This is a genomic window from Pseudomonas sp. FP603, from assembly GCF_030687415.1.
Classification (GTDB): Bacteria; Pseudomonadota; Gammaproteobacteria; order Pseudomonadales; family Pseudomonadaceae; genus Aquipseudomonas; species Aquipseudomonas wuhanensis.
In genome coordinates, this window is the sequence record NZ_CP117431.1 from 5,060,866 (window position 1) to 5,076,861 (window position 15,996).

17 protein-coding genes are annotated in these 15,996 nt (G+C 60.2%); all 17 read right to left on the reverse strand.

Annotation, left to right across the window (positions count from 1 at the left end):
* Window positions 1-65 precede the first annotated feature (65 nt).
* Window positions 66-1,394, reverse strand: a complete 1,329-nt coding sequence (gene flhF, locus PSH65_RS23375; protein ID WP_305422626.1) for a flagellar biosynthesis protein FlhF — start codon at window positions 1,392-1,394, stop codon at window positions 66-68.
* Window positions 1,395-1,405: 11 nt separating this feature from the next.
* Window positions 1,406-3,535 carry a flagellar biosynthesis protein FlhA gene (gene flhA, locus PSH65_RS23380; protein WP_305422627.1) on the reverse strand — a complete coding sequence of 710 codons (2,130 nt, stop codon included), beginning with the start codon at window positions 3,533-3,535 and terminating at the stop codon, window positions 1,406-1,408.
* Window positions 3,536-3,786: 251 nt separating this feature from the next.
* Window positions 3,787-4,926, reverse strand: coding sequence for a flagellar biosynthesis protein FlhB (flhB, locus tag PSH65_RS23385; protein ID WP_305422628.1), 1,140 nt, complete (start codon window positions 4,924-4,926; stop codon window positions 3,787-3,789).
* Between the two features lie 3 nt (window positions 4,927-4,929).
* Window positions 4,930-5,712 carry a flagellar biosynthetic protein FliR gene (gene fliR / locus PSH65_RS23390; RefSeq protein ID WP_305422629.1) on the reverse strand — a complete coding sequence of 261 codons (783 nt, stop codon included), beginning with the start codon at window positions 5,710-5,712 and terminating at the stop codon, window positions 4,930-4,932.
* Between the two features lie 3 nt (window positions 5,713-5,715).
* A complete protein-coding gene (gene fliQ / locus PSH65_RS23395; protein WP_258696949.1) occupies window positions 5,716-5,985 on the reverse strand; it encodes a flagellar biosynthesis protein FliQ in 270 nt (89 codons plus the stop codon).
* A complete protein-coding gene (gene fliP, locus PSH65_RS23400; RefSeq protein WP_123720700.1) occupies window positions 5,982-6,740 on the reverse strand; it encodes a flagellar type III secretion system pore protein FliP in 759 nt (252 codons plus the stop codon). Before fliP ends, fliQ begins: the two co-directional genes overlap by 4 nt.
* Window positions 6,740-7,189 carry a flagellar biosynthetic protein FliO gene (fliO, locus tag PSH65_RS23405; protein WP_305422634.1) on the reverse strand — a complete coding sequence of 150 codons (450 nt, stop codon included), beginning with the start codon at window positions 7,187-7,189 and terminating at the stop codon, window positions 6,740-6,742. Before fliO ends, fliP begins: the two co-directional genes overlap by 1 nt.
* Complete coding sequence (gene fliN / locus PSH65_RS23410) at window positions 7,190-7,648, reverse strand: flagellar motor switch protein FliN (protein WP_008072631.1); 459 nt, start codon at window positions 7,646-7,648, stop codon at window positions 7,190-7,192.
* Between the two features lie 63 nt (window positions 7,649-7,711).
* Window positions 7,712-8,680, reverse strand: a complete 969-nt coding sequence (gene fliM, locus PSH65_RS23415; protein WP_008006705.1) for a flagellar motor switch protein FliM — start codon at window positions 8,678-8,680, stop codon at window positions 7,712-7,714.
* A gap of 9 nt (window positions 8,681-8,689) precedes the next feature.
* Window positions 8,690-9,193 carry a flagellar basal body-associated protein FliL gene (fliL, locus tag PSH65_RS23420; RefSeq protein WP_305422636.1) on the reverse strand — a complete coding sequence of 168 codons (504 nt, stop codon included), beginning with the start codon at window positions 9,191-9,193 and terminating at the stop codon, window positions 8,690-8,692.
* 224 nt (window positions 9,194-9,417) lie between these two features.
* The gene (locus tag PSH65_RS23425; protein ID WP_305422637.1) at window positions 9,418-10,761 is read right to left on the reverse strand and encodes a flagellar hook-length control protein FliK; all 1,344 of its coding nucleotides are present in this window, start codon (window positions 10,759-10,761) and stop codon (window positions 9,418-9,420) included.
* 105 nt (window positions 10,762-10,866) lie between these two features.
* Window positions 10,867-11,214, reverse strand: coding sequence for an Hpt domain-containing protein (locus tag PSH65_RS23430; RefSeq protein ID WP_305422639.1), 348 nt, complete (start codon window positions 11,212-11,214; stop codon window positions 10,867-10,869).
* A gap of 31 nt (window positions 11,215-11,245) precedes the next feature.
* Window positions 11,246-12,949, reverse strand: a complete 1,704-nt coding sequence (locus PSH65_RS23435) for a fused response regulator/phosphatase (protein WP_305422640.1) — start codon at window positions 12,947-12,949, stop codon at window positions 11,246-11,248.
* 5 nt (window positions 12,950-12,954) lie between these two features.
* Window positions 12,955-13,260: an STAS domain-containing protein gene (locus PSH65_RS23440; RefSeq protein WP_305422642.1), complete on the reverse strand. Its 306-nt coding sequence runs from the start codon at window positions 13,258-13,260 to the stop codon at window positions 12,955-12,957.
* A 117-nt stretch (window positions 13,261-13,377) separates the two neighbouring features.
* Window positions 13,378-13,827 carry a flagellar export protein FliJ gene (gene fliJ / locus PSH65_RS23445; RefSeq protein WP_305422644.1) on the reverse strand — a complete coding sequence of 150 codons (450 nt, stop codon included), beginning with the start codon at window positions 13,825-13,827 and terminating at the stop codon, window positions 13,378-13,380.
* A 6-nt stretch (window positions 13,828-13,833) separates the two neighbouring features.
* Window positions 13,834-15,192 carry a flagellar protein export ATPase FliI gene (fliI, locus tag PSH65_RS23450; RefSeq protein ID WP_305422646.1) on the reverse strand — a complete coding sequence of 453 codons (1,359 nt, stop codon included), beginning with the start codon at window positions 15,190-15,192 and terminating at the stop codon, window positions 13,834-13,836.
* Complete coding sequence (gene fliH / locus PSH65_RS23455; RefSeq protein WP_305422648.1) at window positions 15,182-15,991, reverse strand: flagellar assembly protein FliH; 810 nt, start codon at window positions 15,989-15,991, stop codon at window positions 15,182-15,184. The genes fliI and fliH overlap by 11 nt, the downstream gene beginning before the upstream one ends.
* Window positions 15,992-15,996 lie beyond the last annotated feature (5 nt).

Here is a 15,996-nt window from a genome sequence, read left to right on the forward strand (position 1 = left end):
CGTTCAGCGACTGAACAATGCATGGCAGACCATCGATGTAGGTACAAAAAATGTTCATTAATACCTCAGCCAACCTGCTTGGTCGGGCTGTGGTAAATATCAGCGAACATATCAGCCATGGCTTCTTCGCTGGGTTCTTCCTGCATTTGCACGCTAACGGCGCGACTGACCAACTGATGACGACGCGGCAGATGCAAATCATCCGGGATCCGCGGGCCATCGGTCAGGTAAGCCACCGGCAGTTCATGACTGATGGCCAGGCTCAACACCTCGCCCAAGCTTGCCGTTTCATCCAGTTTAGTCAGGATGCAGCCGGCAAGGCCGCAACGTTTGTAACTGTGGTAAGCGGCGGTTAGAACCTGTTTCTGGCTAGTGGTTGCCAAGACCAGATAATTTTTTGATTTGATGCCACGTCCGGCCAGGCTTTCGAGCTGCATGCGCAGTGCCGGATCGCTGGCCTGCAGGCCGGCGGTATCGATCAGCACCACGCGTTTGCGCAGCAAGGGCTCCAACGCCTGGACCAGGGATTGGCCCGGATCGACATGGGTGACCGACACGTTGAGGATGCGGCCCAGAGTCTTGAGCTGTTCCTGAGCACCGATGCGATAGCTGTCCATGCTCACCAGCGCGATGTTCTGCGCGCCGTACTTGAGCACGTAACGAGCGGCAAGCTTGGCCAGCGTGGTGGTCTTGCCCATGCCGGCCGGGCCGACCATTGCAATCACGCCGCCCTCTTCCAGCGGCTCGACTTCCGGAGTCGCGATCATCCGCGCCAGGTGCGCGAGCAACATGCGCCAGGCCTGGCGGGGTTCTTCAATATCGGTAATCAGCGCCAGCAGATCGCGCGACAACGGGCCGGACAGGCCGATGCGTTGCAGGCGACGCCAGAGGTTGGCCTGAGCCGGACGACTGCCTTGCAGCTGATTCCAGGCCAGCGAGCCGAGTTGAACTTCCATCAGCTCACGCAGGCTGTTGAGCTCGAAACGCATCGAATCGAATGCACGCGGGTCGACGCCACCGGAGACTGGCGCAGGGACCGGGGCTGCACGACGAGGTTCGGCGTAGGTCGGTTCGACCAGCGGTTCGGCGGCGGTCAACGGCAGGCCGGCGAACAACTGGCGATTGGTGCTCTTGTCGCTCTCGCCATCGCCACGCAGGCTCAGTTCAGCCTGGGCGGTGACGATTCGCGACTGGGTCTTGCGCAGCTCGTCCTCGAGTTCCATGTTCGGAACACGCGGGGCCAACGCCGACAGTTTGTAATCCAGGGCAGCCGTCAGCTCGACACCGCCGGCGATCCGGCGGTTGCCAATAATGGCGGCATCGGCGCCCAGCTCATCACGAACCAGTTTCATGGCCTGACGCATATCGGCGGCGAAAAAACGCTTAACTTGCATAAACCACTACCTCAGCCGTTGGGCCCTACTGTCGCAACGATGGTCACTTGCTTGTTGTCAGGGATTTCCTGGTAAGCCAACACATGCAAACCCGGGACTGCCAGTCGGCCGAATCGCGAGAGCATCGCGCGAACCGGACCGGCCACCAGCAGAATCACCGGTTGACCTTGCATTTCCTGACGCTGCGCCGCTTCGATCAACGAACGTTGCAGTTTCTCTGCCATGCTTGGCTCCAGCAGAACGCCCTCTTCCGAGCCTTGTCCTGCCTTCTGAAGACTATTGAGCAATATTTGTTCCAACCTTGGCTCCAAGGTGATCACAGGCAGCTCCGACTCAGTGCCTACAATGCTTTGAACGATTGCACGGGATACGCCGACGCGCACCGCGGCCACCAAAGCGGCAGTATCTTGACTCTTGGCGGCGTTGTTCGCGATGGCTTCGGCGATGCTGCGAATGTCCCGTACCGGCACCTGTTCAGCCAGCAATGCCTGCAAGACCTTGAGCAGCTGCGACAGCGAAACCACCCCCGGCACCAGCTCTTCGGCCAGTTTCGGTGAGCTTTTGGCCAGCAATTGCATGAGTTGCTGGACTTCTTCGTGGCCAATCAGCTCGCTGGAGTGCTTGTACAAAATCTGGTTCAAGTGGGTCGCCACTACCGTACTGGCATCGACCACGGTGTAGCCCAGGGATTGCGCCTGGGCGCGCTGGCTGATTTCAATCCAGACCGCCTCCAGACCAAAAGCCGGATCTTTGGCGGTAATGCCATTGAGCGTGCCGTAGACCTGCCCCGGGTTGATCGCCAGTTCGCGGTCCGGGTAAATCTCGGCGTCGGCCAGAATCACGCCCATCAGGGTCAGGCGATAGGCGCTTGGCGCCAGGTCGAGGTTGTCACGGATATGCACCGTCGGCATCAGGAAACCCAGATCCTGGGAGAGCTTTTTACGCACACCCTTGATCCGCGCCAGCAACTGACCACCCTGATTGCGATCCACCAGCGGGATCAGGCGGTAGCCGACTTCCAGGCCGATCATGTCGATCGGGGTCACGTCATCCCAGCCAAGCTCCTTGGTTTCCTGGGCGCGGGCCGGCGATGGCAGCAGTTCCTGCTGACGCTTGACCTCTTGCAGGGCCTGCACCTTGACGGCGTTCTGCTTCTTCCAGAACAGGTAAGCGCCGCCGGCCGCCAGGGCTGCCATGCTCAGAAAGGAAAAATGCGGCATGCCCGGCACCAGGCCCATCACCGCCATCAAGCCAGCAGCCACGGCCAAGGCTTTCGGCGAGGCGAACATCTGACGATTGATCTGCTTGCCCATGTCTTCCGAACCGGAAGCACGAGTCACCATGATCGCAGCGGCCGTCGACAACAGCAGTGATGGCAATTGCGCCACCAAACCGTCACCGATGGTCAACAAGGCATACACCCGACCGGCATCGCCAAAGGTCATGCCATGCTGGAAAATCCCGACCGCCATGCCGCCGATCAGGTTGATGAACAGAATCAGCAGGCCGGCGATGGCGTCACCGCGAACGAACTTGCTGGCACCGTCCATCGAGCCATAGAACTCGGCTTCCTGGGCCACTTCCATCCGGCGCAGTTTCGCCTGGTTCTGATCGATCAGGCCGGCGTTCAAGTCGGCATCGATCGCCATCTGTTTACCGGGCATCGCATCGAGGGTGAAACGCGCGCTCACCTCGGAAATCCGCCCGGCACCCTTGGTCACCACGACGAAGTTGATGATCATCAGAATCGCAAAGACCACGATACCAACCACGTAGTTACCGCCGATCACCACTTCACCGAAGGCCTGGATCACCTTACCGGCGGCGGCATGGCCATCCTGGCCGTGGAGCATCACCACCCGTGTGGAAGCCACGTTCAACGCCAGCCGCAACAACGTCGCCACCAGCAAAATGGTCGGGAACACCGCAAAATCCAGCGGCCGCAGAGCGTATACGCAGACCAGCAACACGACGATGGACAAGGCAATGTTGAAGGTGAAAAACACGTCCAGCAGGAACGGCGGCACCGGCAACATCATCATGGCCAGCATGACCAGCAGCAACAGCGGCACACCCAGATTGCCCCTACTGAGGTCGGCAACGTTTGTGCGTGCAGTGTTGATTAACTGAGAGCGATCCACCGGTTTTCCCCGTTCCTTTAAAGCAAACTTTTGACGCCTGAAGCAGGCGTAGGGCGGCTATTGCAAGAAGCCTTCCAACTTTTGCGGGGGTTTGAAATAGAGGTCTGTTTCGGAGATTTGTATTGCCTGAACCGACGCCTTCGCGGGCAAGCCTCGCCCCTACAAGTTTTGAGTCGGTCGCGATATATGCGAACGACACGAGACTGGAGCGAGGCTTGCCCGCGAAGAGGCCAGCATTGCCAACACAACAATCAGGAATCGCGACGCAAATCCGGTGGAATCGGCAAATCATCCTGGAGCGGATCCGGACGTTTGCCCTTGCCGGCGCGGTACTGGCGGATCTGGTAGACGTAAGCCAGTACCTGGGCGACTGCCAGATAGAGCCCGCCGGGAATTTCCTGCTCCAGCTCCGTGGAGTAGTAGATCGAACGCGCCAGGGCGGGCGACTCCAGCAACAACACTTCATTGGCCACAGCGATTTCGCGGATCTTCAAGGCCAGGAAGTCGCTTCCCTTGGCGATCAGCATCGGCGCCCCGCCCTTCTCCGGATCGTACTTGAGCGCCACGGCGTAGTGGGTCGGGTTGGTGATGACCACATCGGCCTCGGGGATCGCAGCCATCATCCGCCGCTGCGACATCTCGCGCTGCAACTGGCGAATACGCTGTTTGACCTCTGGCTTACCCTCTTGATCCTTGTGCTCGTCGCGCACTTCCTGCTTGGTCATCTTGAGCTTTTTCATGCTCTCCCAGAGCTGCACCGGCACGTCCACCGCCGCGATCAGGATCAGCCCGCAAGCCATCCACAAAGTACTCCAGCCGACCACTTGCAAACTGTGAATGATCGCCATATCCAATGGTTCGTGGGCGATGCGCAGCAGGTCATCAATGTCCGACGACAAGACCACCAACGCCACGAACAATACGATGAAAAACTTGGCCAGGGCCTTGAGCAGTTCAACCAGCGCCTTGGCCGAAAACATCCGTTTCAGGCCCGCGCCGGGATTCATGCGACTGAACTTGGGTGCCATCGAGCCGGCCGCAAACAGCCAGCCACCGAGGGAGATCGGGCCGATCAACGCCGCCAACAACAACGTGATCATCACCGGCTGAATCGCCAACAGGGCAATCTGTCCCGAGTGCAGCAAGAAGGTACCCATGTTGCGCTGATCCAGAATCACTTCCCGCGACAGCGTGAAGTTCATCCGCATCAGCTCCATCATGTCCTGCGCCAATGCGCCACCGAAAATCAGCAGCGCACCGGCACCAGCGAGCATGACCGCCAAGGTATTGAGCTCTTTGGAGCGCGCAATCTCACCCTTCTCACGGGAGTCCTTTTTGCGTTTCTCCGTGGGGTCTTCTGTTTTGTCCTGACCGCTTTCGCTCTCAGCCATGACTCAGCGCGCCCGTGCCAGTTCGCGTAACAACTGCAAAGCCTCGGAGGCCAGCGGTTGATACTGATTGAGAATGTCCGCCAGGCCGACCCAGACGATGAACAGGCCGAGCACCAGGGTCAGCGGGAAGCCGATCGAGAAGATGTTCAGCTGCGGCGCCGCCCGGGTCATCACGCCAAACGCAATGTTGACCACCAGCAACGCGGTGATCGCCGGCAACACCAGTAACAGCGCCGCACCCAGCACCCAGCCGAGCTTGCCGGCCAGCTCCCAGAAATGATTGACCATCAACCCGCCACCGACTGGCAGCGTGGTGAAGCTTTCAGTGAGGACTTCGAACACCACCAGGTGGCCGTTCATCGACAGGAACAACAGCGTCACCAACATGGTGAAAAACTGCCCGATCACCGCCACCGACACACCGTTCGTAGGGTCGACCATCGAGGCGAAACCCATACCCATCTGTATCGCGACAATTTGCCCGGCGACCACGAACGCCTGGAAGAACAGCTGCAAGGAGAAACCCAACACCGCGCCAATGATGATTTGCTCGGCGATCAGCAGCAGTGCGCTCAGGTCGAGTGCGTTGACCGGCGGCATCGGCGGCAGGCCAGGAGCGATCACGAAGGTGATCGCCAGGGCGAAGTACAGGCGCACGCGCTGGGGCACCAGCGTCGTACCGAAAATCGGCATGACCATCAGCAACGAACCGATGCGAAACAACGGCAACATGAACGTTGCCACCCAGGTGCTGATTTGGGTATCGGTCAGCTGAAGCAGCGACATGGCTTAGCCGATGACCTGAGGAATACTGTGGTACAGCTGCAGAATGTATTCCATGAAAGTCTGCACCATCCACGGGCCGGCAACGATCAGCGTCACCAGCATCACCAGCAGGCGCGGCAGGAAACTCAGGGTCTGTTCGTTGATCTGGGTGGCTGCCTGGAACATCGCCACCAACAGCCCCACCAGCAAGCTCGGAATCACCAGCACGGCGACCATCATGGTGGTCAACCACAGCGCTTCGCGAAAGATGTCTACGGCCACTTCCGGCGTCATGGTGAAACACCGCCGAAGCTGCTGGCCAACGTGCCGATGATTAACGCCCAGCCATCCACCAGCACGAACAGCATGATCTTGAACGGCAGGGAAATAATCAGTGGCGAGAGCATCATCATACCCATGGCCATCAGCACACTGGCCACGACCAGGTCGATGATCAGGAACGGGATGAAGATCATGAAGCCGATCTGGAACGCGGTCTTCAGCTCCGAAGTCACGAACGCTGGCACCAGAATCGTCAGCGGCGCCTGATCAGGCGAAGCAATGTCAGTGCGCTTGGACAAGCGCATGAACAGCTCCAGATCGCTGCTGCGAGTCTGGGCCAGCATGAAGTCCTTGATCGGCACCTGTGCCTTGGTCACGGCATCCTGAGCGGTGAGTTTCTCCGCCAGATACGGCTGCAAGGCATCCTGATTCACGCGATCGAACACCGGCGCCATGATGAACATGGTGAGAAACAGCGCCATGCCGGTGAGGATCTGGTTCGACGGCGTCTGCTGCAAGCCCAGGGCCTGACGCAGGATCGAGAACACGATGATGATCCGGGTGAAACTGGTCATCAGCATGACGAACGCCGGGATGAAGCTCAGCGCGGTCATGATAAGCAGGATTTGCAGGCTGACCGAGTACTCCTGAGCGCCTTCGGCGTTGGTGCCCAGAGTAATTGCCGGGATCGACAACGGATCGGCGGCGAACGCCAGCGGCGCGACCAGCATCAAGGCCAGCGTCAAGACGATGCGTAGCGCAGCCATTACTTCTTATCCTTCTGATCCTTGCCCAACAGCTCAAACAGGCGCTGGGCAAACTCGGGGGTCGCTTTTTCAGTCCCGCTTGGTACTTGCACCGGCTCCTTGAGCACATGCAACGCAGTGATGGTGCCGGGACTCAGGCCGAGCAGGATTTGTTCGTTGCCGACCTGCACCAGCATCAAACGATCACGAGGGCCAAGCGCGCGGGAACCGATCAGCTCGATCACCTGCCCCTTGCCCGCCGGTCCGGCCTGCTGGACCCGGCGCAGCAGCCAGGCAAGAAAGAAGATCAGCCCCAGCACCAGCAGCAAGCCGAACACCAATTGCGTCAATTGCCCGGCCACACCGCTGCTGACGGCTGGCGCGGCGGCTACTGTCGCAGCGGTCGTCACCGGCTCGGCCGCCAGCACACTGAATGGCAAGGCCAGCAGGCCCGCAAGCACCTTGCTCACTCAGCGCAACTTCTTGATGCGTTCGCTTGGGCTGATCACATCGGTCAGGCGGATGCCGAACTTTTCGTTGACCACCACCACTTCACCGTGGGCGATGAGCGTGCCGTTGACCAGTACGTCCAGCGGCTCGCCGGCCAGACGATCGAGCTCGATCACCGAACCCTGGTTGAGTTGCAGCAGGTTGCGAATGTTGATATCGGTGCTGCCGACTTCCATGGAAATCGATACCGGGATGTCGAGGATCACGTCCAGGTTCGGACCATCCAGCGTGACCGGATCGTTGTTCCTAGGCACGCTGCCGAACTCTTCCATCGGCAGACGATTGGACGGCGAACCGGCAGCATCGGCGGCCAGCAAGGCATCGATATCGTCCTGCCCGGCGTCACCGGTTTCTTCCAGGGCTGCAGCCCACTCATCAGCCAGTGCCTGGTCGTCCTGGGCGTTCATATCGTCGTTCATCATTTGTCCTCGGCGGGCACCTGCTCAATCAAGAGCAGTCAATTAAAAGGGGGGGAGCGCCGGTCAGCGGCGCTCAATCGGCTCGATCACCTGCAACGCGAGGTTGCCTTTGTGCGAGCCCATCTTGACCTTGAAGGCCGGTACGCCATTGGCGCGCATGATCATTTCTTCCGGCATCTCGACCGGGATCACATCCCCGGGCTGCATGTGCAGGATGTCGCGAAGGCGCAGCTGTCGGCGGGCCACGGTGGCACCGATCGGCACATCAACGTCCAGCACGTCCTGGCGCAAGGCGTTGATCCAGCGCTCATCCTGATCGTCGAGGTCCGACTGGAAGCCGGCGTCGAGCATTTCGCGCACCGGCTCGATCATCGAGTACGGCATGGTCACGTGCAGGTCGCCGCCACCACCATCGAGTTCGATGTGGAACGTCGACACCACAACGGCTTCGCTCGGGCCGACGATGTTGGCCATGGCCGGGTTCACTTCCGAGTTGATGTACTCGAAGTTCACTTCCATGATCGCCTGCCAGGCTTCCTTCAAATCGACGAAGGCCTGCTCCAGCACCATGCGCACCACACGCAGCTCGGTGGGGGTGAATTCACGCCCTTCGATCTTCGCGTGGCGGCCGTCGCCGCCGAAGAAGTTGTCCACCAGTTTGAACACCAGCTTGGCGTCGAGGATGAACAGCGCGGTGCCGCGCAGCGGTTTGATCTTGACCAGGTTGAGACTGGTCGGCACGTACAACGAGTGCACGTATTCGCCGAACTTCATCACCTGCACGCCACCGACGGCAACGTCCGCCGAGCGGCGCAGCATGTTGAACATGCTGATGCGGGTGTAGCGGGCGAAACGCTCGTTGATCATTTCCAGGGTCGGCATGCGTCCACGGACGATGCGATCCTGGCTGGTCAGGTCGTAGCTTTTGACACTGCCGGGTTCGGCAGCGTTATCGGTCTGTACCAGACCATCATCGACGCCATGCAACAGCGCATCGATCTCATCCTGGGACAGCAGGTCCTGCACGGCCATGTCGTGTTCCTACTGCAGTACGAAATTAGTGAAAAGCAACTGTTCGATCACCACTTTGCCCAGCTCTTTCTGCGCCACTTCCTGGACGCTGGCCGTGGCCTTCTGACGCAACATCTCCTGGCCGACCGGACTCGCCAGCGTGGCAAAATCCTGACCGGAAAACAGCATCACCAGGTTATTGCGGATCACCGGCATGTGGACTTTGAGCGCGTCCAGATCGGCCTGATTGCGGCCCTGCAGGGTGATGCTCACCTGCATGTAGCGCTGACGGCCGTTCTGGGTGTAGTTGGCCACGAAGGCCGGCGCCATGGGTTCGAAGATCGCCGGCTGTTTGCCGACCACAGCGGTTTCAGCTGCAGCGGCAGGCTTGCTCTGGGCGCCGTGCATGAAGTACCAGGTCGCCCCCACGGACAAGCCGATCGCCAGCAGCAGGGCCACGACGATCACAATGATCAGCTTTATTTTGCCTTTGGTTGCGGGGTCTTTCACTGGTGCTGCGTCGCTCTTAGCCATGCCAATAATCCGTCACTATTCGGGGTTTCACAGTCGCACGGCAAGGCAAGAGCAAGTGTTATGCCAGAAGTGTCGGGAGAAGGTATGGAAAGCATGCTGCCTGGAGAACACCACAAATCACTGTGGGAGCGGGCTTGCCCGCGATAGCGGTCGGCAATCATGAAAATATTGACTGCCAGGCCCCCATCGCGGGCAAGCCCGCTCCCACAGGATCTTGTGGTGAATCAAGCGTAATAATCGACCGCGCTGGTGCCGATCACGCTGGTGGTGTTGGCGGCCACTTCAGCGACCGTTGCGGGAAGTTCTTCATCGACAGAATCGAGGCGACCGCCGCTGGCGTTGGTACGTCCTCCCTGCCCCTGTTGAGCCTGCTCCTGACCCTGCCCCTGCCAGCCCCGGGACTGATCGGAAACGTTGACGTCAACCTGACCCATGCCCTGCTGCGCGAACATGTCACGCAGGCGATGCATTTGCCCGTCGAGCGCCTCGCGAACGCTGGGGTGGGCACTCATGAAGGTCACCTGGGTCTGCTGATCCGGCACCATGTTCACCCGAATATCGAGGCGCCCCAGCTCGGCCGGTTGCAACTGGATATCGGCCGCCTTGAGATTGGCGCTGGACAGGTACATGACCCGATTGACCACCTCTTCAGTCCAACCGCTCTGATGCATGGCGATCGGCTGGTTCACCGGCAATGCATTGGCAGTCTTCGGCGTTGCCGCCTGGGTCAGTGCCGCCAGACGGTTGGCGAAATCATCGACACGGGTATCACTGCTGGCGGATTTGAGATCCTTGAGGCCGTCATCAATCAAGCCACTGAAGGCCTTCTCGCCGCCCTGGCTGGTGCTGTCCTGATCGGCTTGCACATCGAGCATGCTCGCCATGCCCGCGGCAAAGTTTTGCGCCGAGGTCGGTTCGCCATCAGCCGGGGCCTGGGACGCTTTTGGCTGGGCCTGGCTAGAAGCGGAAACGTGACCACCTTGCTCCATGGCCAGACGCACTGCTGGCAGCGCATCGAGTGGGTCGGCTTCAGGATCGAAATCGCCGTCGGCGGTGGCGGCTTGCGCGGGCGCGGTAACGATAGCAGCGGCAACCGGCGGCGCACCGCTCGTCACAACCGGCGCAGGAGCTTGCGCTACCGGCACGGCCGCCAACGGTTGAACGGCCTGCATCAAGGCAGGATCAACGCTCGGATCAACCGGTGGAGCATCAGCTACCGGCGTATCGGTCGTCTCCGGCTTGTCATCGCTGGCCGTCGTCTCGTCTGTCGGCGCCGGTTTATCGGCGGGCAAGGAATTGCCGCTATCGGCAACCGCAGGTTCCGGAGCGGCAGCTTTATCACTGCTGACGTCCGGCTTGCCGGTGCCTTGCGGCGCATTATCAGTCGCCGGCCTGGCCGATTTATCAGCGACCACAACAGGCTTGTTCTGGGCTTGATTGGCGTAGACCTCAGCGAAGCTGGACGCCTTGTCCCCGGGCTCAGCCGTCAGCGCCGGCGTATTGGCGGATGCGGCTTGAGTCTTGGCCGTAGCGGCGGCCTGAAGAAGAATATTGGGGTTAACGGGCATAAAACGGTCTCCGCTGCACTGGGATCGTAGGTACAGTTAAGCAAGTTGACTGCAAGGGTCGAGCCAGCTTTACTCGCTGGTCGCCAAAAGCGCCGGAGGGTTGCCTTATTCAGCCAGGGAGCGCTGGCGCTCCGCTTCGTAGAGGGGTCGGACAATGGCGAATTCGCCGTCAATTTCTCCGACTAACGCTTCAATGCCTTCGAGTTTTTTTTCTTTGGCTCGCTGCTCCAGCTCATGGCACAGCTCGGCCAGCCGGGTGGCGCCCATGTTGCTGCTGCTGCCCTTGAAACTGTGCGCCGTGGCGCCTAACCGATCGGCATCGTCAACCTGGCGCAGCAAGCTCAAGCGCTCTTCGGAATCGCTGAGGAAGGTATCGAGCAATTCTGGATACCCGTCTTCCATAACTTCCTGCAACGCGCTCAGCACGTCACGGTCCAGATGTGTGTCAGCCACTTGTTCACTCCTTGATCAAGAACGCCTGGGATTATGCCAGAGCCTCCCAGAAAAACTCCACGCGAGCACTTCGACCATTATCGGACCAGCTCGCACGATCGCTCAACTGACGGATCAAACTGACGCCACGTCCCGACAGACGGACATCATCGACAGGACGCTCCATCACCCGCGCCACATCGAAACCCTTGCCGCTGTCTTCGACCCGAACTGTCAGGCAACCGCCCTCACCTGTTGGTGTCACCTGCAAATGTACCCGCACATAACCGTCCCGCAATTCGTCAAGGCGTGTATTGCGCTGCTGATAATAGCGCGCAAAACCCGAAGCATCCCGTTTCAGACTCGAATCCAGGCCCAGCACGCCATGCTCCAGGGCATTGGAATAAAGCTCTGCCAGCACACTGTAGAGTGCGCCACTCTGAGCCCGCAGGCCATGCACCTCAAGCAGCAATTGCAACAAGTACGGCAGCGGATTGAAGCGTTTGAGGGTGGCGGCGCGGAACTCGAAACTCACCGACCAGTCCAGCGGGCTGGATTGACCGCTGTCGGAGTACACCGGCGCGGGCGGACTCAGCTGCGCAGCCTCCAGCAACCTGACCTCGACCATGCTCACGTCATCGCGGGCCTCACCGCGAAAATCCCGCAGGGCCTGTTCGATTTCTTCGAACAGCGCATCAGGCTGGCGATTGGCTGCAAACACCTGCTCCAATCGCTCTACGCCAAACAATTGTTCATTGGCATCGCAGGTATCGATCACCCCGTCGGACAACAGAAAGACCCGATCCCCGACGGCCATCGGGAATACCTCGGTGCGGTCATCGAAGGTTTGCGGGCTCAGCACGCCCAGCGGCAAGTGCCGTGCCGTCAGAGCGATACGTTCGCCGCTGGCGGTGCTGTGCAAGTAACCGTCCGGCATCCCGCCGTTCCAGACCTCCACCGAGCCTCGCTGAAAGCTCAGGCACAGAAGAGTCGCACAGCAGAACATGTCCACCGGCAGGATACGTTTGAGCTTGGCGTTCATCTCGCGCAGGGTTTCGGACAGGCCATAACCCTTGGCGGTCATGCCGTAAAAGACTTCAGCCAAGGGCATGGCGCCGACAGCTGCCGGCAAACCATGACCGGTGAAATCACCGAGCAACACGTGCATGTCGCCGGCCGGGGTGAACGCGGCCAGCAACAGATCGCCGTTGAACAGCGCATAGGGCGATTGCAGGTAACGGATGTTCGGGGCGTTCAGACAACCCGAGTGGGCGACTTTGTCGAACACGGCTTTGGCCACCCGTTGTTCGTTGAGCAGGTAATCGTGGTGCCTGGCGATCAGGTCGCGCTGCTCCAGCACCGTGGCTTGCAAACGTCGCAAGCGGTCCATTGCCTTGACCTTGGCGGCAAGGATCACTTGGTTGTATGGCTTTGCCAGAAAATCGTCGCCCCCGGCTTCCAGACAACGGGCCAGCGCTTCACTTTCGGTCAGCGACGTCAAAAAGATGATCGGCACCAGAGTTTCGCCGGCCAGCGCCTTGATCTGCTGCGCAGCCTCGAAACCGTCCATCACCGGCATCATGGCGTCCATCAGCACCAGGTGCGGTCGTTGTGAGCGAAAGGCTTCGACCGCCTCGGCGCCGTTGGCGGCCGTCAGCACTTCATGACCCTGGCGCCGGACGATAGTCGACAGCAGCATGCGATCGGCCGCGCTGTCTTCGGCGATCAGGATCGTCAGCGGCTCGAGCGGCTGCATGACAGTCAACTGATGTCGAACAGCTTGTCGAAATTGGAGATAGCGAGGATTTTCTTCACGTCGGAACTGCTGTTGACGACGCGAATATCGGAACTGTCGCCACCGGCGTGATCACGCAGCAGAAGCAGCATGCCCAGCGCCGAGCTATCGAGGTAAGTGGCTTTCTTCAGGTCCACCACAATGGACTCGGGTTTTTTGTTGAGTCGCTCGTAGGACTCGCGAAACTCCTGATGCCGACCGAAATCGAATCGCCCCTCGATCGAAATCGTCAGCTTTTTCCCATCCTGAGATACTTCTGTAACGACTGACATTTCACGGCTTCCTTGTCATTGGCGAACGTACGTGTAGAAGGTTTAGCATCTGATGGGGGCTGGAGCAAGGCTGAAGAATTGTACGGCTTGTGAAATCGCCTTCGCGGGCTAACTGATTCAATACGGATCCTGACGCGGCAACCGCTGGGACAGTTCATCCAGCAGCTTTTGCTCGCGCTTGTCTTCCAGTTGCCGCGCCTCATCCCTGTAGCGCTGAACCAGTTTGCGCAAGCCTTCGACCCGGGCAAATGCCTGCTGCCAGGCTTCCCGGGACTTGTTCAGATTGTTTTGGTGCCAGTTCAGGCTCTGACGCTGCTGATCAATGGCCGTGCCCAGTTGCGCGAGAAAGCCCTGATAACCCAGCAACCATTGACCCGACACGCCGCTGCTGCCGCGCACGATCCATTGCTCCTGGTATTCCAGACGGAAATTTTCCAGGTCGGCAAGTTTGCTTTCCGCCAGACGGACCTGGCCCTGGAAATGCCCCAGGCGCATGACCGCGGTTTTTTCGGCCTTCTCGGCCATTTCCACCACGGGTGCAAGGCGTGCCGCGCGGCTCTGGGCCATGGCCGGTTAACCGCCCGGCGCCGGGGCGAAGATCGAGGCGAGATGGTTTTCGCTGGCGCCCATGCCGATGTTGTCGTTCAAACCCTGGCGCAGGTACATCGTCATGGCCGGTTGCAGATTGATCGCGGTGTCGGTTTCCCGGTCACCGCCAGGCACATAGGCGCCGACGCTGATCAGGTCGCGGCTCTGCTGATAGCGCGACCAGTATTGCTTGAACATCTGCGCGTGATTCATGTGCTTGATGCCGACCACCGACGGCATCACCCGACTGATGGACGCTTCGATATCGATGGCGGGGTAATGCCCTTCCTCGGCCAGACGCCGGGATAGCACGATGTGCCCGTCGAGCACGCCCCGCGCCGAGTCGGCGATCGGGTCTTGCTGATCGTCGCCTTCGGACAATACGGTGTAAAACGCAGTGATCGAACCGCCACCCTTTTCGGCGTTACCGGCCCGCTCCACCAGTTTCGGCAACTTGGCGAACACCGACGGCGGATAGCCCTTGGTCGCTGGCGGCTCGCCGATGGCCAGGGCGATTTCCCGCTGGGCCTGGGCGAAACGGGTCAGGGAATCCATCAGCAACAGGACATTCTTGCCCTTGTCGCGGAAGTACTCGGCGATTCGCGTGCAGTACATGGCCGCGCGCAGACGCATCAGCGGCGCATCATCCGCCGGCGACGCCACCACCACCGAACGCTTGAGCCCTTCTTCACCGAGGATGTGCTCGATGAATTCTTTAACTTCCCGACCCCGCTCACCGATCAGTCCGACGACGATAATGTCGGCCTCGGTAAAGCGGGTCATCATGCCCAGCAGCACACTCTTGCCCACGCCGGTACCGGCGAACAGCCCGAGTCGCTGACCGCGACCGACTGTCAACAAACCGTTGATGCAGCGAATGCCCACGTCCAGCGGCTCGCTGATCGGCTCGCGCTTGAGCGGGTTGATGGTCGGGCCGTCCATCGGCACCCAGTCTTCAGCCTTCATCCCGCCCTTGCCATCCAGCGCACGGCCGGCGCCATCGAGCACCCGCCCGAGCATGCTCATCCCCATGGGCAGACGACCGGTATCGGCCAAGGGAACCACGCGGGCACCAGGGGCGATGCCGGCGACGCTGCCGACCGGCATCAGAAAAACCTTGCTGCCAGAGAAGCCCATGACCTCGGCTTCGACCTGCACCGGGTGATAGCTGTCGTCATTGATGACCATGCAACGGCTGCCCATGGCGGCGCGTAAGCCTTCGGCTTCGAGGGTCAGGCCGACCATGCGCAACAGGCGGCCTTCGAGGATTGGCGCGCCGGCAAGCGCAGTGGCCTCAGCATAGCTACCGAGGCGCTTGGCGAAGCTGGTGCGATCAAGGCGCATCGGGATCATCCAACGCCGGCCCGACCGGAGCGACCGCAGGCTTTTCGTCGATCGGCAGCTCCAGGCTCAGGTCCGGCGCGGCCGGGTGTAGCGCCTGATCGTGCAATTGATCGAACAGCTTGGCCATGACTTGGGTAATACGGGTTTCGATGGTGGCGTCGATGCGACTGTGCTCGGTCTCGACCCGGCAACCGCCCGGCAACAAGGACTCGTCCTCGACGATGCGCCAGGTTTCCTCATGGCGCTCGCGCAGGGCTTTGACCTGTTCGAAATCCTGCGGGTTGACGTACAGCCGCACGTTGCCCACGCCCAGCGGCAAGAGCTTGAGCGCTTCACGCATGACGTGTTCGATCTGCGTCGAGTCGATGGCCAGTTCGCGCTGAATCACTTGTTTGGTGATGTGCTGCACGAGGTCGACCAGCGACTTTTCGATCTGGGTGTCCTGCTCGGCAATCGGCTCGAACAGGTTGGCCATCAGCTGTTCCAGGCCAGCGATCTTGGCCGTCAGGGCCACTTCGGCTTCCTGACGGACCTTGAGCGTGGTGCTGTGGAAACCTTCTTTCTCGCCAACGGCGAAGCCTTCGTTGTAGGCTTCCTGGCGAATGCTTTCGAGCTCTTCGAGCGTCAGTGGCTGGACTTCTTCCAGCGGCACTTCTTCCATTTCCGGCGGTTCGGGCTCTGGCTCCGGCTCGGGTTCCGGCACAAACGGGTCGAAACTGGGCAGCGACCAGATGTCGAAACCACCGACGTCCTTGGCACGGATCAGGTCGGTATTGGACTCATCATGTTTGGACGACATAGTGA